The sequence below is a fragment of the Shewanella phaeophyticola genome (assembly GCF_025398315.1).
Taxonomy (GTDB): Bacteria; Pseudomonadota; Gammaproteobacteria; order Enterobacterales; family Shewanellaceae; genus Shewanella; species Shewanella phaeophyticola.
Window position 1 is genome coordinate 827,782 of record NZ_JAODOQ010000001.1, and the last position, 19,764, is coordinate 847,545.

Consider the following 19,764-nt stretch of genomic DNA (forward strand, 5'->3'; position numbering starts at 1 on the left):
TACAGACTGCTAGGATGCATTAAGCTTGATAGGCTTGCGTAAGGGAATTGTCTAGATGATCAATCTGAATATTTTTTTGTCATTTTGTGAAAATGCCGGGCTATTATTAGCGTTGGTATACTTGTATTCGCTTTTCCCATCATATCAACGTCAATCTCACCTCGCATTATGGCAACTCGGTATGGGAACACTAATAGGCATTATTGGCGTTATTATCATGATGACGCCATTAGTGTTCGAGCAAGGCTTGTTATTTGATACTCGCTCAGTGCTATTGTGCCTATCTGGCCTATTTTTTGGTTTGGTGCCCACCTTAATTGCCGCTAGTTGCATGGCTTTTTACCGTTATAATTTAGCCGGTACTGGGATGCTTGTTGGCATCACGATGTTATGTTTCAGTGGTTTATTTGGCTTGATCTGGCGTTATTTTGTCAAACACAAACTGGATGATATTAGCTACTTGAGCTTTTATTTAGTTGGGTTAGCACTCCACTTTCTGTTGTTATTATCTCTTTTTTTACTGCCTATTGAACTTGGTATCGACGCCATAAAGGTTGTTGCCATTCCCATTTTGATTATTTTTCCAATTTTGACAATGGTGATTGGTCGCTTGTTTAGTTCTGTCGTGTTTCGTGAACGCGATATGCAAGTGAGGTTACAAGAGGACTTTTGTTTAATAGTCAATTTGATATTGGCAACATAGGTATTTCAATTACCTCAAAAGCTAAATATTGGCTCAAAGTAAACCCCTATTTATGTGAAATGTTCGGTTATAGTGAGAGTGAGTTGAAAACCCTGACTTGGGCAGAGTTAACTTATCCTGATGACTTAAATAAAGATTTGTTGCTTTATGACAAAATGGTCAAAGGAGAATTAGACGAATATGAAATAGATAAGCGATTTGTCGCGAAAGACGGGTCGATTGTTTATACCCATGTCACGGTTGTGTGCCGACGTAATACTGAAAATAATGGATTTTTAGTGATTGCCGGTTTTTTAGATATTACGCAGCATAAATTAGCAGAAAGTGCGTTATTACAAAGTAAAGAACAACTGGATTTGGTACTTGACAGTAGTGAACTTGGGGTATGGGATTGGGATGTTGTTCAACATACAATGAAGACTAATCGTTATAGTGCCGACATTTTGTGTTGTTCTACTAAGGCATTAAATGATCATCCTAAAATGTGGCTCGCGGCAATTAAACCGCATGATAAATTTAAGTTTTTACGCTCTATTTGCGATATTCGTTTAGGGCATACGGTTAATCAACGCATTGAATATCAATTGACTAATTTACAGGGCGAAACGCGTTGGATATTACAAACTGGCAAAGTGGTTGCTGTTAATGATAAAGGTCAGCCATTGCGAGTGTGTGGTACGGTCAGTGATATCACTGATATTAAACAATTCGAAGAGTCATTAAGTGTTGCTGCATCAGTGTATCAAAACTCCAGTGAGGCGATGAGCGTATTCACTTCACAAGGAATTATTATTGATTCTAATCCTGCGTTTTCAATGATCACAGGTTTTCACCGAGATGAAATCCAAGGGCAACACCTACGTATTTTTCAATCTGAATTACAACCTAAAAAGTTTTACGATAGGCTTGATAAACAACTCAATCAATTAGGTCGTTGGCAAGGTGAAGTATGGATGAGGCGCAAAAATGGCGAAAACTACCTCATCTTATTAACCATTAATGCCATCAGTAAAACCAAAGCACATAAAGCTAGGTTTGTAGCATTGTTTTCTGACATCACCGAGAAAAAACAAACAGAAGAGTTAATCTGGCGCCAAGCTAATTATGATGCATTAACGGGATTACCAAATCGTAGAATGCTAATGGCGTTTTTGAGTAAAGAAGTGCTGCATAGTGATAGGCAACATAACCATTTTGCATTGATGTTTTTAGATTTGGATTATTTTAAAGAAATTAATGACACGCTTGGCCATGATATGGGTGATGTATTGTTGTTAGAAACCGCTGAACGTTTAAAAGATTGTATACGTGAATCAGATGTAGTGGCACGTTTGGGTGGCGACGAATTTACGATAGTGTTAACCAATTTAGATGATAACCATGGTGTAGATCGTGTTGCTGGGCAGATCCTTAAACGGTTAGCAGAGCCTTACATTTTAGGCGAGCAAACGGCCTATATTAGTGGCAGTATTGGGATCACTTTATTCCCTGATGATGCCACCACAACTGAAGCGCTTCTTAAAAATGCTGATCAAGCCATGTATTCAGCTAAAACCCATGGGCGAAATCGATTTAACTATTTTACGCCTGAGATGCAAAATGATGCTCAAAAACGTATGGTACTGGTACAAGAGTTAAAAAATGCCATTATCCAGCAACAATTCGAATTGTATTATCAACCCATTGTGGATTTGACCACAGATAAAGTGGTAAAAGCAGAAGCCCTTATACGTTGGAAGCACCCTACAATGGGGTTTGTGCCGCCCGCTGATTTTATTCCCATTGCAGAAGAAACCGGAATGATTATTGAGATCGGTAATTGGGTATTTAACCAAGCAGTCAAACAATCTGCTCGATGGGCAGAAATATTTAATGCCGATATTCAAATCAGCATTAATAAATCGCCGGTACAGTTTAAAGATGAAACCACAGATGTTCAGGATTGGTTATTACAAATGGATGAACTGCATGTTAATCCACATCATATTTGTATCGAAATTACCGAAGGCTTGCTACTCGACAAAGAGCAAAATGTAGAGTCGAAACTATTGGCCTATCGTGATGCTGGGCTTGAGGTCGCTTTAGATGATTTTGGTACCGGTTACTCATCGCTTTCTTATTTACGAAAATTTAATATCGATTACCTCAAGATTGATAAATCTTTTGTGAATAACCTAATGCCAGACAGTAACGATTTAAGCCTATGTGAAGCGATGATAGTAATGGCGCATAAATTGGGCATGAAAGTGATTGCTGAGGGCATAGAAACTGAAGAGCAGCGAGCGTTGCTTGAGTTGGCGGGTTGCGATTATGGTCAAGGGTACTGGTTTTCACATGCTTTATGCCATGAAGAGTTTGAACAAAACTATTTACAACAACGCACAGAGCCTATTCAGATAAATCAATTTACAGCCAGATAGCATTATCCATTTTAGTCAATTTTGATTGGAACATACTCAACAGTCCCTAATTGAAATAGTTAATACGCCCGAAGATTAGTATACAATAGCGGACTATTTCATTGTCTATTGAGTTTGTTATGTCATTTACTTCGCTAGGATTATCGCCATTGTTATTGGATGCGATCAATCAATCAGGTTATCACTCTGCCACCCCAGTTCAACAAACGGTGATCCCACTAGCGCTCAATGGGCAAGATGTGTTGGCCAGTGCCGAAACCGGTACCGGTAAAACGGCGGCATTTGCGTTGCCGTTGTTACACCATTTGTTGCAGCAGCCGGTAGAAGCGTTGAGCCCAGCAGTAAGATTGCGGGTGCTAATCATGACTCCCACTCGTGAGTTGGCTATTCAAATAGAACAAAACCTCGTGAAATACGCCCAGTTCACTGAACTTTCAAGTTTGGCAATCTATGGCGGCGCAAGCATTAATCCTCAGCGTAAAGCATTAGAGCAGGGTGTTGATGTGTTAGTGGCTACACCAGGTCGTTTGTTTGACATTATTGGCCAACATGAATTGGATTTATCTTCAGTGACCCATTTAGTCATTGACGAAGCTGATCGCATGCTCGATTTAGGTTTTGTTAAAGACATTGAAAAAGTGAAGCGTTTAATCGCTAAACAACATCATACAATGATGTTTTCTGCGACCTTCTCTGACGATGTGAAAAGCTTGGCAGCTAACATGCTTAACCAACCTGAATATGTGCACGTTGAAACCCAAACCACAGCGGCTAATGTTAGCCAGCAAGTGTATAAAGTTGATGTGCGCCGTAAAGCTGAATTATTGTCAGAATTGATTGGTAAACACAATTGGCAACAAGTCATGGTGTTTACTAGCCGCAAAGAAACGGCAGAGCATTTATACCGCGAATTGTCATTAGACGGTATTAAGTCGGCGGTCTTCCACGGTGATAAAAGCCAAGGAGCACGCAATCGCGCGTTAGAAGAATTTAAAGCAGGGCAGTTACGTGTGCTAATTGCGACTGATTTGGCGGCAAGAGGCTTAGACATTCAAGCCTTACCACGGGTGATTAATTTTGAGCTGCCTGAAGAGTGTGAAGATTACGTACACCGCGTTGGTCGTACAGGCCGTGCAGGGTTGACTGGTGAAGCGATATCGTTAGTGAGCCCGCAAGAGCTTGAGTTATTAGCTGAAATTGAGCACCTAATTGGGCAAACATTAGTGACGGTTACGCCACAAGGTTATGAAGAAGGTGCACCATTACCTGCTCGGTATCGCGATGTGAGCCCAGAAAAACCGAAAAAAGCGTTTAAACATAAACGTGGTAAACCGTCACAAGGTGAGGCAAAGCCTACTCGCAAAGGTAAATACGCGAAAACCAAAAAATGATCACTAAACCGATAAAAACGAATATTATTACTGGCTTTTTGGGTGTGGGCAAAACCACAGTCATTAAGCAGTTATTGGCCAATAAACCAGCTCATGAAAAGTGGGCGGTGCTGGTCAATGAGTTTGGCGAGATTGGCATTGATGGCGGTTTGTTGCATACGCAAGCAACACCAGGCATAACCATCAAAGAAGTGCCTGGCGGTTGTTTATGCTGCGCAGCAGGCGTGCCTACACAAGTGGCCATTACGCAGCTGATCCAGCAAGCAAAACCAGATAGATTATTGATTGAACCTACAGGGTTGAAGTCACCCTGCGGAGATCGTTAAGCTTTTACAAGCAGAACATTTTCAACACGTTATCAAGGTGCAAACGAGTTTATGTGTCGTTGATGCCCGTAAAGTCAGTGACGAGCGCTATAACCGCCACGAGATTTTTATTCAGCAGTTACAGGTGGCTGATATTGTGATGGCCAATAAAGCCCAATATTATGCTGAGCAAGATAAGCAGGCTTTGACAGGCTATATGACAAAGCTTAATCGCGCCGATACGTCGGTTATTTACAATAACAGCCAACTTATCCAACTTGAGCAATTGCAGTACATTTACACGCAACTGGATAAATCAACTGCTCAACGTCACAAGCAACCATTACCAACCCTCAAACCTAAAAGCATGCTGAGTCCTGGTGCTGAGCAATGGTTTTTGCCCAGTGCGCCATCAACCCATACCGATGATGAGTTTCAACAACAACTTGCGCAGCAGGGTTATGTTTTCAAAACTAACCAAGGCGAAGGCTGTGTCAGTTACGGTTGGATTATTGATAGTCAGCGTTGTTTAAGCTTTGAATCGTTTATGCAGTGGATTGAGTCGGTAAAAGAGTTAAAGGTACTGAGATTAAAAGCCATTGTTATTACACTTGATGGCGTATTAACCGTCAATATGGTTGATGGTCATTTGAACCTAGGTGAGCATGATGATGCACTTGATTCGCGGATTGAAATCATTAGTGACAAGCAACTCGATGCAGATGTTTTGCAACAACAGCTTTTAGAGTGTATTGAGGTGATTTAGCCGTAACACTTAACGTTGAAGAATATATTTACATTCTGCAATAAAAATGGGCATTGATGTTATATCAATGCCCATTGTGTTTTATGCCCTTAAACAGGCATAAATAACCTTGCAACCCTTAACGAGTACACTCTTCTAAAAGGTAAGCTAAGTGACGGTACGAAATACCACTATGTTGGGTTAAGCCCACTTCACACATTCTGTTTGCGTAGTAACCTTCTTTGGTTTCTGCTGGAATGAGTTTTTTGATATTACGTAATGCACTGGCGTTAATTTCTGGCTTATATAAGCCTTTTTCACCGGCATAACCGCAACAAGTAATCCCTGCTGGCAATACCACATGGTTGGCACATGCATCAGCAATGGCTTGTTGTTTAGGCTCTAGCTTCATCTTACGGGCGCTACAGCCTTGGTGTAAGGTGACGTTAGATTTTTTGGTAATCGTCATGTTAGGCAGTAAGTTATCGTGCATAAACTCGACTAGGTCGGTAATGGCCACTTTAGGGTTGCCTGTTAATGTACGGTAAGTACAAGACAAGGCATCAACCACGACAGGGACTTTACCATTGTCAGACATCTTACTTAGCGCATCAATGAGCTCATCACGCTTGGCGTCGGCATTTTTAAAGTCGCCTTTTGATTCCCACATTTGGCCACAGCATAAATGACGCGTATTGTCTGGAATAATCACGTTATAACCTGCACGCTCTAACAAGGTAATAACCACTTCTGGCAGGGTACGGTTGTCAGGATCTTTTGGTGTAGGATCAAAGGTTCTGCCACCACAAGCTGGGAAGTACAACACAGTTTGTTGGTTAGGTTTATGTGCCGATGGCTTGGCTACTTTACCGCCTTTAGGGAAGTCAGGGTTCCAATAAGGCACTTCTTTGGTGATCATTCGGCCAGCATTCATGAGTGAGTTAGTTACGGTGTCACCGGTCACTTTATGAAGGATGCCTAAGATATCAAAACCAGTACTGATGACTTGGTTAACCGCGCCAAAATGTTTTGCCTGGAAGTCGAGTACTTTTTGTTCTGTTGTGGTGATGTATGGAGTACGTAATTTACGCACTAACTGACCCATGCTGTTATCAACAGGGCAGGCAATTGTACATAACTGACACGCAGCACAGGTATCAACAACATCGTATTTGGCACTGGCACGCATTTCAGCAGCGGCTTGCTTATCGCCAGATTGCTCTAAACGTTCAATTTCACGTAACACGGCAATACGTTGACGTGGCGAGAAGTTAAGCGCTGATGTTGGGCAGGTCTTTTCACAGAAACCACACTCAATACACTTGTCGACAAAATCATCGACAATTGGACATGGTTTGATATTTTTAACGTGCACTTGGGCATCATCATTTAATATCACACCTGGGTTTAATAAACCGCTAGGGTCAAAAATCTGCTTAATCTGTTTCATGAGGGTATATGCATCGCTACCCCATTCCATTTCAACAAATGGCGCTACCGCACGGCCTGTACCATGCTCAGCTTTCATTGAACCGTCATACTTGTCGATGACCATTTCTGCCACATCTTGCATAAAGGCATGGAAACGGTCGATATCACCTTGTGATGCGAAAGTCGGCGTGATGATAAAGTGGAAGTTACCCGCAAGTGCGTGGCCGTAAATAACCCCTTCAGGATAGCCGTGCTTATGGAATAGCGCGGTTAAATCAGCCGCTGCATTTGCTAAATGTTCAAGTTCAAATGCCACGTCTTCAATAATGACTGAGGTGCCTTTAGGGCGCGCGCCACCAATAATAGGGAACAAGCCTGAACGCACTGACTTCAGTATTGACCAAATACTGCTGGATCTTTACTGAACTCAATTGGGCGCTCAGTTTTAATGTGGGCAATTTTTTCAATAACGTCACTAGTATAGCTATCCAGTGTTTGTGAATCATTGGCGCGAGATTCAATCAACAGGATGGCTGCACCTTCAGGTAGCTCACTTAACCATTCTGGCATCCCCGTTTTACCGGTTACTGACTTAATTGACGCCCAGTCGAGTAATTCTGCCGCAGCAACACTGTCACCCTTAATTAATGGGATAGCACTGGCTGCATCTTCCATGTTGAAAAATACTGCCATGGCAGAGGCTTTAAATTGCGCTTCTTCAACGGTGTGGTAAGTGATTTCATTAACGAAGGCTAAGGTACCTTCAGAGCCCACAATCAAGTGGTTAATGATGTCGAATGGGTCAGTAAAGTCGACCAAAGAGTTGATGCTGTAACCCGTAGTATTTTTAATCGAGAACTTTTTACGAATACGTGCCGCTAACGTTGGGTTATTTTGAGTTAACTCAGCTAAGTCTGTTAACGCTGCTAATAACATGGCATGCGATTGACTGAATGCGGCTTTTGAGTGAGGGCAACCTGTGTCTAATTCAGTGCCATCGACTAGCATTAATTTTGCCGACTTGATGGTTTGGTAACTGTTTTGTGCTGTACCACAGCACATGCCTGATGCGTTGTTGGCAACCATGCCGCCAATCTGTGCAGAGGCGAGGGTAGCTGGGTCTGGGCCTATCTTTTTGTTAAATGGTTTCAATGCCGCGTTAGCGTCAGAACCAATAACTGCAGCACCTAACGCAATAGATGATTTATCTTCGCTAATGTCAATAGTTCTAAAGCCATCATGACCTAGTATTAATAAAATACCTTCGCCAATAGCTTGACCAGATAAACTTGTACCTGCTGCGCGAAATGTCACTGGCACATTATGTGCTCTAGCAACATTAAGGGTGATTTTGACTTGTTCTACGGTATCAGCGTGGACAACAATTTCTGGTACGATACGGAAGTAACTCGCATCCGTAGACCAGGCAAAGCGACGTACAGGATCATTTGAGACAGCATCGCTTCCCAATTGAGACGTTAAAATATCCATTACTACTTGATAGTTAATAGTCATAACTTGCTCTCTTAACACTCTAATATTTAGCAGGCTATGTTTGCCAGCTATCGTTAATCTCAATTGTAGAAGCTGCAATAAACTTTTTCTGATTATTGCAGCTTCAAATGCATTGAGTTGTCATACTCTACAGCAATTAGCGTGGATTAAAATCCACCCCAAATCACTGCGATAGTGCCAGCTACCATGGCATAGCCAAGGGCGATAGGCATTGTTTTACGAATAATTTCAGATTCACGTCCAGCCATACCTACAACAGTTGCAGCAGCTACTACGTTCATCACACACATCATGTTACCAGCGTTAGCGCCAATACCTTGAAGTGCTAATGCTAAAGCATGGTTCATGCCGATATTGTCGGCTACAGAATACTGTAAACCAGAGAACATCATGTTTGAGAAGGTGGCAGAACCAGACAAGAATGCACCGAAAATCCCCACAACCGGTGATACCCATGCCCAAACAGCTCCCATGCTACTAGCCAATAAGTCAGCTAGCGCAACTGGCATAGACGCGAGGCCTGCACCATTTTCACCAGAGTTTAGGAAGATTTTAACCATTGGCACTGACGCGCCTAATGAAATAATCGTCGGTAACATAGATTTGCACGATACAGTGAAAGACTGCTGCATTGCTTTTGGTTTCATTTTAAATAATACAAAACCGAATAAACAGACTGCGACGAAGAAGATGCCGGGTGCATAAAAGGTGGCAAAGCCCGCTTTTAACTCAGTACCAAGTAATCCTGTCCAGCTAATGTTGAAACTCGTTAACCAGCTCTTGAAAGGACCAATAACACGAGACAGAACTAATAGCGCTGCCATAATGATATATGGAGACCAAGCTGCAATTTGAGAAAATTTAACAGGGGTTTGATCAACCGCTAACTCTTCTTCAGATTTGTTGTCATTTTCACTAAAGTCGCACCAAGGTTGTGAAGGCAGTAACCAGCCTTTTTTAGCCACAGGAATGACTAACGCCATACCAACTAACGCACCAATAACAGATGGAAACTCTGGGCCAGCGAAGAAGTTAATTAACCATGCTGGAATCGTAAATGCAAAACCTGCAAAAATGGCAAACTTCCAAATTTGTAGGCCTTCTTTAATTGATTTGTTACGACCAAAGAAACCGGTTAATACACAAACCATGACGAGTGGAATGAGCGTACCGGTAATTAAATCGATGGTGATCATGTGCTTAGCAATAAACTGTGCATAACCGACAAAGGTGCCGCCATGTTCAGCAAATTGACCCGCAGCCATGTTAACGCCACCTTCAGTTAAGCCTTGCTCCATACCAAATAATACGGGTAAGCCAATTGCGCCAAATGATACTGCTGTTGAGTCACCTATCAATGCAACTACTGCAGCTGCAATAGGTGGCACGCCTAGTAACACTAACAACGGCGCCCCAATTGCCGCTGGTGTACCAAAGCCTGCAGAACCTTCGATAAATGAGCCAAATAACCAACATATAATGACAACTTGCACTCGCGCGTCGGCGCTAATGTTGGTAAAACCTGAGCGGATGGTGTCCATTGCGCCAGAATATTTAAGGGTATTTAACAAAAACACCGCGCCAAAAATAATGGTAAGCGGTGTTAATGCGGATAAAAGTCCTTCTACAACTGAAGCTGCGAGCAGCGTAGTGTCCATTTGCCAAATAAAGACTGCAGCCAGACCTGTTGCAATCGCTGATATTGGCATAGCTTTGGATGCCGGTAAGCGCATGAGTACTAAAAATATCATTACGCTTATAATGGGCGTTAAGCTTGCTAGTAACTGTAAAAATGTCATGTATACCTCTGTATCACTAATAGTGGGTATTAAATTGTTATTATTTGTTAGCTTTTTGCTAACTAGGGCGTAATAGACGTTATTTAAGTGTTAAAAGTGTTGATCGAGATCATCGAATACACCGGAAACACATCTCGCGAGTAGAAGTGAGATCTACCTCTAATAGCTGTATTTTTAATGTTTGTTTTAGATCACATTTTAGCTTGTGAGGTAAACACAAAATTAAAGCCACTCGATTTAGCGAGTGGCTTAAGATAACGTTATTTAGTGCTTGGTAATGTGAAGGGTTTCACGCGAGAGAGATGCAAGGTGTGAGCTCTATCAAAGGTTAGAAAAGTTTACTGCCCCAACCTAATTTATTTCGAAGAACATGAAAGTAGTTATGCCCTTTAGGATGAATTAATCGTAAGCGTTCATTAGAGCGACGAATAAAAATTTCATCACCTGGTAAAACGGCTAAATGCACATGACCATCGCAGCTGACTTCAAGATTTTCCCCATTGTTAGGCGACACAACTAATTTTATATTACTGCAAGCATCGACCACAATCGGTCGGCATGACAGCGTATGCGGAAACATAGGTACTAAAATAAGTGCTTGTAAATTAGGGGTTAAAATCGATCCTCCTGCCGATAAAGAATAGGCAGTCGATCCAGTAGGGGTTGAGACAATCATGCCATCAGCACGTTGGCTGTACATAAATTGCTCATCGATATACACCTCAAATTGGATCATGTGCGCAATTTTACCCGGGTGCAAAACCGCCTCATTGACAGCAGTGTTGCTGGAGGTGATTTTACCATGACGATGAACTTCCGCTTCGAGTAAGAAACGATGTTCAGTTTCAAACTCACCGTCTAAGACTTTAGACAATGCATTTTCAAAGTTGTCGGGAGGCAGGTCGGTTAAAAAGCCAAGATTACCTCGGTTTACGCCTATAACGGCCACATCAAAACGTGCCAGTACACGTGCAGCACCCAGCATATTACCGTCGCCACCCACCACGATGGCAAGGTCACAATGCTCGCCCATTTCGGGCAAGTCCATCGAACAGATATCGCTACCAAGCTCAGCGGATACACGTTCCTCTACAATCACATTAAAGCCCTGAACACTGAGCCAGTGATGCAAACGTCTCAGGGTTTGGTTGATCCCTTGGTGATGTGGTTTGCCGATAAGTCCGATTGTGTTGAACAATTTAGTCATATTCGTGTTTGTTCTGCCTTTAGGCCTTGAAACATAAGAATTGATCCCCATAATATACACAAACTTATTAAAAGTGTGATAATTGCTGTCAATTAATCAGCAGTTGGCCACTTTATTTTTGTATTAATATATCCAATATTGCATTTTTTTAGCTGGAGTGAAAATGAGCAACGAATCGAACAACGCACCGCAAGATCAAGTGGAAGATGTGGTAACACCTGAAGTCGTGGCTGATGAAGCGAGTTTGATGGATGAATTGACCCAAGCCAATTTTCGCATTGAAGAACTAGAGCAGCAATTAGCAGAAAGCCAAGCTGCACTTGAAGAGCGTAAAGATGTTGAAATGCGCGCAGCAGCAGAAACGCAAAATATCCGTACTCGTGCAGCAAAAGATGTTGAACAAGCGCGTAAGTTTGCGTTAGAAAAGTTCACCAATGAATTATTGCCAGTGATTGATAATATGGAGCGTGCGCTACAGGGAACAGATCCTGAAGACGAAGCGACTAAAGCCATTTATGAAGGCGTTGAGTTAACCATGAAAGGTTTCTTAACATCGGTAGAAAAATTTGGTGTCACCCAAGTTAACCCACTAGGCGATGCATTTAACCCTGACCATCACCAAGCTATTGGTATGCAACCAAGTGCTGAGTATCCTGCTAACACGGTTATGATGGTGATGCAAAAAGGTTACTTGCTTAACGACCGTTTGTTACGTCCTGCCATGGTAATGGTATCTCAAGGCGGTAATAGCGTAGACGTTGAAGCATAAATTCAACTCAAATAATAGATACAAAAAAGGACTGAATTTTCAGTCCTTTTTTATGCTTTAAATTATCGTAAACCTTTAAGCAATAAAGGCCTGGATTTGCGCCAAAATACCTGGAGCGTCCAGTTGCAGTTCAGCGGTAATTTCATCTGGTGAGCCATGCTTAATGAACTCATCTGGTAAACCAATCAATAATACCGGTTTTACAATCCGCATCCTTTGTAGTGTTTCTAATACGCTAGAGCCTGCACCACCTAAAACGGCGTTTTCTTCTACTGAGACGATAATATCGTGGCTATTTGCAAGCTCTGCCAGTAAGTCGACATCCAAAGGCTTCACAAAACGCATATCTGCAACAGTAGCGTCAATTTGTTCAGCAGCTTCTAGTGCTGCAGCTAACGTGGTACCAAAGTTAACAATGACTATCTTTTTACCTTGACGTTTTATTAGCCCTTTACCTATCGGTAAGGCTGTCATCTGTTCGACTTGCTCGGCACCAGTTGCGCTCCCTCTTGGGTAACGTACAGCAGTGGACCGTCTTGATAACAATATCCGGTATACAGCATTTGGCGACATTCATTTTCGTCAGATGGCGCCATAATTACCATATTGGGGATACAGCGCATAAAGCTTAAGTCAAAAGCGCCTTGGTGAGTCTGGCCGTCTGCGCCCACAATGCCACCACGGTCAATGGCAAATAATACGGGTAAACGTTGCAAGGCAACATCATGAATTAATTGATCATAACCGCGTTGTAAAAAGGTTGAATAGATCGCAACGACGGGTTTTAGTCCTTCACAGGCAAATCCGGCGCCCAATGTTACAGCATGCTGTTCGGCGATGGCTGCATCAAAATACTGTTTCGGGAAACGCTGCGAAAACTCAACCATACCCGAGCCTTCACGCATTGCTGGCGTTATCGCCATCAGCTTGTCATCTTGGGCTGCGACATCGCATAGCCATTTGCCAAAAACTTGCGAGAACGTTGGTAAACCTGGCTTAGTTGCCGGTTTTTTAAATTGGCTAGGGTCAAATTTAGGCACCGCATGCCAACCAATGGGGTCTTTTTCTGCGGGCTCATAACCACGACCTTTCTTGGTCATGATATGCAGCATTTGTGCAGCCTTTTAAATTACGCATATTACGCAGAGTTTCAACTAATGAATCCACGTCGTGGCCATCAATAGTAGCCAATGTAATTAAAACCTAACTCTTCAAATAATGTGGCTGGAACAACCATGCCTTTTAAGTGTTCTTCGGTGCGCTTGGCCATTTCTTTAATGACGGGCATGCCTTTGAGCACTTTTTTGCTGTTTTCGCGGATAGTGGTGTAAAAACGCCCTGACATCAATTGAGCTAAATGGTTGTTTAGTGCGCCGACGTTTTCAGAAATCGACATTTCATTGTCGTTCAACACAACCAGCATGTCTTTGTGTAAATCACCTGCGTGGTTCATGGCTTCAAACACCATACCACCCGTCATGGCACCATCGCCGATGACCGCAACCACTTTACGACCTTCGGCTTCTTTTTCTGCGGCAACAGCCATGGCTAAAGCTGCACTGACAGACGTACCAGAGTGACCCACACTAAAGGTGTCGTATTGGCTTTCTTCACGCCATGGGAAAGGGTGCAAACCATTTTTTTGTCTAATGGTGTGCATACGCTCACGACGATCCGTTAAAATTTTATGTGGATATGCTTGATGACCAACGTCCCAAATTAATCGATCAACTGGGGTGTTGTAGACATAATGAAGGCCACAGTTAATTCAACTGTGCCTAAGCCAGACGCAAAATGTCCGCTGGAAATACCAACAGACTGAAGTAAGAATTGTCTAAGTTCATCAGACACTTGTGGAAGAAGACCTTGCGGTAGCTTCCGTAATTCTTCTGGCGTATTAGCTTGTGCTAGTACTGGGAATTTAGAAATATCGAAACTCATAGCGAGATATTCTGACTCTTTATTATAATCTTCGCTCAATAATGTAGCGGGCGAAGTCTGCAATTAACTGGCTATTGTATGGCAATTTAGTCAGCGCTGATAGTGCATCTTGTATTAGTTGTTCCGCACAGGCCTTTGCACCATCAAGACCTAACAGTTTCGGGAAGGTGCTTTTATTGGATTGCTCATCACTTCCTTGAGGTTTCCCAAGCTCTTCCGTGCTTGCGGTTATATCTAAAATATCGTCCTGAACTTGAAACGCTAAGCCTAAGGCTTGGGCGTATTGCATCATCAGTTGATATTGTTCTGCGGGGGCATTGGCTGCAATTAACGCCATTTCTACGGCACAGCTGATTAATGCCCCGGTTTTTTTATTGTGTAATTCGGTTAAGCGTTGTAAATCAATACTGTGATTAGTGGCGCTTAGATCAATGGCCTGACCACCACACATGCCTTGATAACCCGCGGCTTTTGCTAATACTCTCACCATAGCAAGTTGTTGAGTCGGGGTTAAATCATCACTGATTGACGTCATGATTTCAAATGCTAATGTTTGCAGTGCATCGCCCGCTAAAATCGCTGTGGCTTCATCAAATGCGATGTGAACCGTAGGTTGGCCGCGGCGCAGTGCATCATTGTCCATAGCGGGTAAATCGTCATGAATTAATGAATAAGCATGTATGCATTCAATGGCAGCAGCAGCTTTGTCTAGAGCATTAACATTAACACTGAACATGTTACCTACAGCGTAAACTAAAAAAGGGCGAATGCGTTTGCCGCCCAATAATGCGCCGTGCAACATTGCCGCTTTTAAATTAGGGGCTGCATCATCGAGCTGATTTAAATGCTGTTCAAGAATGGCATCAACTCGTTTTTGGTAAGTTTTGATTGCTTCAGCTAACACGTATTAAGACCTATGCTTCAATATTACGAATTGAGATTATTCTGCGTCAACGGTAAATGGTGCGAGTTCGACATCATTTTCATTTAATAAGATAGACACTTTTTGCTGAGCTTGTTCAAGCTTAGTTTGGCTTTGACGAACCAAATTAATACCACGCTCAAATTGTTTTAGCGCGTCATCAAGTGACACTTCACCTTGCTCTAAGTGAGCGACAATGGTTTCGAGCTCAGATAAAGATTGCTCAAAACTGAGATTTTCTGGTTTTTTAGCCACGATTAATTTTCCTTTCTTTGCGCGTGTGACAAGGTATATCAGCCCAGCGTATCGGTCAAATACAGTCGTCGGTTATTTGCTCAACAGCACGCTTTGTTATTGAATTTTTTTTAGAAACAATAAAATCGAGCTAAACTTGAGCCGACTTTGTCCGATAAAGAGTTAAGATTTTAAATTGTTAACGAAAATGATTTCTTGAAACACGTATTACTGATTATCATAATGACTTGAGAAACTTTTGCAGCAATGCAAAACGATTCACCTTATGATTGCATCATACGATTGATATAACATATCGAATTTACCGTGCGAAGCCGTTTTTAATAGAGCACAAAAAGCAGAGTCATCACTGCGATTGAGGAGAGGTTGTGGATTTAGCTACCCTGATAGGTATTATTGGTGCTTTTGCATTTATTATTGGCGCCATGGTGACCAGTGGCGGTATTGGTTTATTTATCGATGTACCTTCTGTATTGATCGTAATCATGGGCTCTTTATTTGTTGTCATGATGAAGTTCAACCTAAAGCAATTTTTAGGGTCGATAAAAATCGGCATGAAAGCTTTCATGTTTAAAATTGATAAACCTGAAGATTTAATTGAGCAGTCTGTCACTATGGCTGACGCTGCCCGTAAAGGTGGTTTTTTGGCGTTAGAAGAAGCAGTGATCACCAATACCTTTATGCAAAAAGCGGTTGATATGTTGGTTGATGGTCACGATGGTGACGTGGTACGTAATGCCCTTGAAAAAGATATCTCGTTAACCGAAGAACGTCACAAAATGGGGATTAGCATTTTTAAAGCCATGGGTGATGTTGCGCCTGCGATGGGGATGATTGGTACACTTGTGGGCTTAGTGGCCATGCTGTCAAACATGGATGACCCTAAATCGATTGATCCCTCTATGGCTGTTGCCTTGTTAACCACACTTTATGGCGCGATCATTGCAAACATGATTGCAATCCCGATGGCCGATAAACTGTCACTGCGCATGGGCGAAGAACTGCTTAATCGTAACTTAATTATGGATGCGGTTCTGGCAATACAAGACGGGCAAAACCCGCGAGTGATTGAAGGCTTTTTAAAGAATTACCTCGCTGAAAAACAACGTGTAATTGATACAACGGACGGAGAATAACTCATGGCTAAGGCCAAGTGTGATTGTCCACCTGCAGGCGCCCCTATGTGGTTAGCAACCTTTGCTGACTTGATGTCATTGCTGATGTGCTTCTTCGTATTGTTGTTAGCATTCTCTGAAATGGACGTCATGAAGTTTAAGCAAATTGCTGGCTCGATGAAATATGCGTTTGGTGTACAAAACAAAGTAGAAGTGAAAGATATTCCGAAAGGAACCTCTGTCATTGCGCTTGAGTTTCGCCCGGGCAGACCTGATCCCACCCCGATTGAAATCATTAACCAACAAACCAATGAAATGACTCAGCCAACCATTGAGTATCAGGCCGGTGAAGAAGACAGCGCGGGTGGTACCCAAAAACAATCTGGTGAGCAACGAGGTGGTAATGCGGCTGCAACGGCGCAGCAAGAAGCGGAAGCCGTAAAAAAAGCAGCAGCCTCAGCGCAAGAAAATATTAACGAACAAGTTAAAAAGATGGCCGAAAAGCTCAACGAAGAAATTGTTGATGGCGCCATTGAAATTGAATCTCTTGGGCAACAAATTATTATTCGAATTCGTGAAAAAGGCTCGTTTGCGTCGGGTTCGGGGTTCTTACAGCCTAAGTTTAAGCCTATTGTGCGCTCTATTGGCGCATTATTAAAAGATGTGCCCGGTATTGTGACCGTGTCAGGTCATACTGATGGCGCGCACATTAGCAATGAACTTTACAGTTCCAACTGGGAGCTCTCAAGTCAGCGTGCTGTTGCGGTTGCTGACGAGTTACGTAGAGTGCCAGGGTTTGATGAAACCCGCATGAAAGTAGTGGGAGAGGCTTCTAACAGGCCATTAGTGCCTAATGACACTAATGAAAACCGTACGCGTAATCGCCGTGTCGAGATTTCAATTGAGCAAGGTAAAGCGAAAGAGTCAAACGAGATAACGGTGTCTGACTAAGCTTAATTACTTATAAGTTGTTCACTTTTAGTCGTGATACCCAAAGCGCAACCTGATAAGGTTGCGCTTTTTGTTATCAAAATGTTTTGTGAATGGTGTGACCTGCACAAAATGAATGATTAGAAAGTGAATATGTTTGGTTAATAGGCATCATTTGGTATAATCCGCGAATTATTGCTTACCATTTGGTGCCGATTTATCCATAAATCTGTATATTCTAAATCTGTAAGCTGTTTTTCAATTTTATAATCAACGTATTACAACTCTTTGAGTTAGCCATGCTAAGTACTGACTCGGTGCTTGCTAAGTGCTGTGCTATTGAATTTGTTATGCCTGCGGACGCCCCATGAAGTTTATTGTTAAGCTATACCCTGAAATTATGATGAAGAGTAAGTCGGTAAGACTGCGATTTACCAAAATGCTCGAAACCAATATTCGTAATGTACTGAAAAAAGTCGATGAAGATGCCAAAGTACAGCGTTTATACGATCGAATTTTAGTGAAAGTGCCAGACAATAAACCTGAGCTTGTCGATGCGTTTGCCACGCGTTTAAGCTGCATTCCCGGTATTGCTCATGTGGTACAAGTGAGTGAATACGCTTTTGATTCGGTCGATCATATTTATCAACAAGTGTTACCTAAATACCGCGATGAGCTCGCCGGTAAAACGTTTTGTGTCCGTGTAAAACGTTCGGGGAAGCATGACTTTAACTCTATCGATGTGGAACGCTATGTAGGCGGTGGTTTAAATCAGCATACTGACGCATTAGGGGTAAAGCTTAAAAATCCAGACGTCACTGTGAACCTTGAAATCGACCAAGACAAGTTATACATGGTCGAGCGTCGTATTGAGGGCTTAGGCGGTTTCCCTATGGCGACTCAAGAAGACGTTTTATCACTGATTTCGGGTGGTTTTGACTCTGGTGTGTCGAGCTTCCAGTTTATTAAAAAGGGTGCCCGTACCCATTATTGTTTCTTTAACCTTGGTGGTGCTCAGCACGAGATTGGGGTTAAGCAAGTGGCGTTTCATTTATGGCAAAAGTACGGCGAATCTCACAAGGTCCGTTTTGTTTCTGTACCGTTTGAGCCTGTGGTTCAGGAGATCCTCGAGCGGATTGATAACGGACAAATGGGTGTTGTGCTTAAGCGTATGATGATGCGTGCTGCCACGCGTATTGCTGATAAGTTTGGGATTCAAGCCTTGGTTACGGGTGAGAGTTTAGGCCAAGTATCTAGCCAAACCTTAACCAATTTAAACGTGATTGACCGCTGTACAGATTTACTGATTTTGCGTCCACTTATTGCGATGGACAAGCAAGATATTATTAATCAAAGTCGTGTGATTGGCACTGAAGATTTTGCCAAGTCAATTCCAGAGTATTGTGGCGTTATTTCACAAAAGCCAACTGTGAAAGCCGTGTTGTCTAAAGTTGAAAAAGAAGAGCTTAAATTCTCTGAAGACTTAATTGACCGTGTTGTTGATGCGGCCGTGGTGATGGACATTCGGGATATTGAAGCTGAAATGAATAAACAGGTCACTGAAACAGAAACCGTTAAAGATGTTGCGTCAGGCGAGATTGTCATTGATGTTCGTGCGCCAGAAGAAGAAGAGCGTGCGCCATTAGAAATGGATAACGTGATGGTGAAAACTATTCCATTTTTTAAACTTGCGACTCAGTTTGCTGATTTAGATAACAGCAAAACCTATTTACTTTACTGCGACCGTGGTGTCATGAGTAAACTACAAGCGTTGTATTTAATTGAGCAAGGCTACACTAACGTTAAAGTGTATCGCCCATAAGCATCTGTAAGCATCAGGCTAACTCACAATTAATGTTGTTGGCTAACCTATGATTTACAGCCACAAAAAAACCGCATTTAATGCGGTTTTTTTGTGGCTGTTTACTGAATTGCGATTAGTTTGCTTGGGTTGCTTCAGAAGTTTTTTGTGCTTCTTCATTGTCTGCAACTAAAATGCTGTTAACATCGTCATTGATATCAACTTTCATCGCTTCAATGCTTTGTGATAACTCTGCATGTAAATCGGCCATATCAATCGCGTCAACTTCGGTCGCTTGCGCCGCAGATAAACCGATGAACGTTGTTAAGGTAATAGCAAAAACAGTTTTTAAGTTGAACATAAGGGGTAGCCTCCAGGCCAATCATTCACATTTGCCGGACTATCCCGATTCCCTCGTAGAGATTGTCCAACTGTATTTTCAATGCTGCTAATTTAACCAAACACAGTGTTCTTTACAAACGACAAAAAATAACGATAATCATTAGAAAATCTAA

The 19,764-nt window shown here is 42.3% G+C and carries 10 protein-coding genes and 4 pseudogenes; 7 read left to right on the top strand and 7 right to left on the bottom strand.

What is annotated here, in order from left to right; translation table 11 throughout:
- Positions 1 to 58: 58 nt before the first annotated feature.
- From N4T56_RS03935 to N4T56_RS03950, 3 genes and pseudogenes are all read left to right on the top strand, one after another.
- Positions 59 to 3,123: pseudogene (locus tag N4T56_RS03935) on the top strand (EAL domain-containing protein).
- 119 nt (positions 3,124 to 3,242) lie between these two features.
- Entirely contained in the window at positions 3,243 to 4,514 is a 1,272-nt protein-coding gene (locus tag N4T56_RS03940) for a DEAD/DEAH box helicase (RefSeq protein ID WP_261732305.1), read from the top strand.
- Positions 4,511 to 5,585, top strand: a pseudogene (locus N4T56_RS03950) (CobW family GTP-binding protein). Before N4T56_RS03940 ends, N4T56_RS03950 begins: the two are co-directional and overlap by 4 nt.
- Positions 5,586 to 5,703: 118 nt before the next feature.
- Here the strand turns inward: N4T56_RS03950 and N4T56_RS03955 are convergent.
- From N4T56_RS03955 to nadK, 3 genes and pseudogenes are all read right to left on the bottom strand, one after another.
- A pseudogene (locus N4T56_RS03955) lies at positions 5,704 to 8,510 on the bottom strand (FAD-binding and (Fe-S)-binding domain-containing protein).
- 146 nt (positions 8,511 to 8,656) lie between these two features.
- On the bottom strand, positions 8,657 to 10,309 hold the full coding sequence (locus N4T56_RS03960) for an L-lactate permease (RefSeq protein WP_261732308.1): 1,653 nt from the start codon (positions 10,307 to 10,309) through the stop codon (positions 8,657 to 8,659).
- A 328-nt stretch (positions 10,310 to 10,637) separates the two neighbouring features.
- The gene (nadK, locus tag N4T56_RS03965; protein ID WP_261732309.1) at positions 10,638 to 11,516 is read right to left on the bottom strand and encodes an NAD(+) kinase; all 879 of its coding nucleotides are present in this window, start codon (positions 11,514 to 11,516) and stop codon (positions 10,638 to 10,640) included.
- A 163-nt stretch (positions 11,517 to 11,679) separates the two neighbouring features.
- Between nadK and grpE the strand changes: the two genes are divergently transcribed.
- Positions 11,680 to 12,285: a nucleotide exchange factor GrpE gene (grpE, locus tag N4T56_RS03970; RefSeq protein ID WP_188925219.1), complete on the top strand. Its 606-nt coding sequence runs from the start codon at positions 11,680 to 11,682 to the stop codon at positions 12,283 to 12,285.
- Positions 12,286 to 12,360: 75 nt separating this feature from the next.
- Here grpE and dxs read toward each other — a convergent pair.
- The 3 genes and pseudogenes from dxs to xseB all read right to left on the bottom strand — a co-directional run bounded on the left by dxs (position 12,361) and on the right by xseB (position 15,403).
- Positions 12,361 to 14,226, bottom strand: a pseudogene (gene dxs / locus N4T56_RS03975) (1-deoxy-D-xylulose-5-phosphate synthase).
- A gap of 22 nt (positions 14,227 to 14,248) precedes the next feature.
- Positions 14,249 to 15,130 carry a (2E,6E)-farnesyl diphosphate synthase gene (gene ispA / locus N4T56_RS03980; RefSeq protein ID WP_261732310.1) on the bottom strand — a complete coding sequence of 294 codons (882 nt, stop codon included), beginning with the start codon at positions 15,128 to 15,130 and terminating at the stop codon, positions 14,249 to 14,251.
- Between the two features lie 36 nt (positions 15,131 to 15,166).
- On the bottom strand, positions 15,167 to 15,403 hold the full coding sequence (gene xseB / locus N4T56_RS03985) for an exodeoxyribonuclease VII small subunit (protein WP_261732311.1): 237 nt from the start codon (positions 15,401 to 15,403) through the stop codon (positions 15,167 to 15,169).
- A 368-nt stretch (positions 15,404 to 15,771) separates the two neighbouring features.
- On the opposite strand from xseB, the gene pomA reads away from it, so the two are divergent.
- From pomA to thiI, 3 genes are all read left to right on the top strand, one after another.
- The gene (gene pomA / locus N4T56_RS03990; protein WP_261732312.1) at positions 15,772 to 16,539 is read left to right on the top strand and encodes a flagellar motor protein PomA; all 768 of its coding nucleotides are present in this window, start codon (positions 15,772 to 15,774) and stop codon (positions 16,537 to 16,539) included.
- Between the two features lie 3 nt (positions 16,540 to 16,542).
- A complete protein-coding gene (locus tag N4T56_RS03995; protein ID WP_261732313.1) occupies positions 16,543 to 17,469 on the top strand; it encodes a flagellar motor protein MotB in 927 nt (308 codons plus the stop codon).
- A 346-nt stretch (positions 17,470 to 17,815) separates the two neighbouring features.
- The gene (gene thiI, locus N4T56_RS04000; RefSeq protein WP_261732314.1) at positions 17,816 to 19,270 is read left to right on the top strand and encodes a tRNA uracil 4-sulfurtransferase ThiI; all 1,455 of its coding nucleotides are present in this window, start codon (positions 17,816 to 17,818) and stop codon (positions 19,268 to 19,270) included.
- 115 nt (positions 19,271 to 19,385) lie between these two features.
- On the opposite strand, the gene N4T56_RS04005 is transcribed toward thiI, so the two are convergent.
- Positions 19,386 to 19,610 carry a hypothetical protein gene (locus N4T56_RS04005; RefSeq protein ID WP_261732315.1) on the bottom strand — a complete coding sequence of 75 codons (225 nt, stop codon included), beginning with the start codon at positions 19,608 to 19,610 and terminating at the stop codon, positions 19,386 to 19,388.
- Positions 19,611 to 19,764: the final 154 nt, after the last annotated feature.